Raw genomic sequence first — 331 nt, 5'->3', positions numbered from 1 at the left:
GAAGAAGCTCTCATCATCATCACCATGTCGTGCTGCGGTGGCAACTGCGGATGCGGCTCCAGCTGCCAGTGCGGCAACGGCTGCGGCGGATGCAAGTACTCTGAGGTGGAACCCACGACCACGACCACCTTCCTTGCCGATGCAACCAACAAGGGGTCTGGTGCTGCTTCCGGAGGATCAGAGATGGGGGCGGAGAACGGCAGCTGCGGCTGCAACACCTGCAAGTGCGGCACCAGCTGCGGCTGCTCCTGCTGCAACTGCAACTAGAAGAAACTTATCTCCATCCAATTCATCACCTGATCAACGAGCTACCAGTACCACTACATATGAC

General features: G+C 58.0%; 1 protein-coding gene. It reads right to left on the bottom strand.

Going from position 1 to position 331, the window contains the following annotated elements:
• On the bottom strand, positions 1–263 hold a 263-nt coding region (locus PZC42_RS24365), incomplete at its 3' end, for a hypothetical protein (protein ID WP_277213962.1).
• Positions 264–331: the final 68 nt, after the last annotated feature.

The organism is Isoptericola croceus (assembly GCF_029382255.1).
Lineage (GTDB): Bacteria > Actinomycetota > Actinomycetes > Actinomycetales > Cellulomonadaceae > Isoptericola > Isoptericola croceus.
The sequence above is the reverse complement of the archived record's forward strand: the minus strand, read 5'-3'. Positions and strand labels throughout refer to the sequence as shown.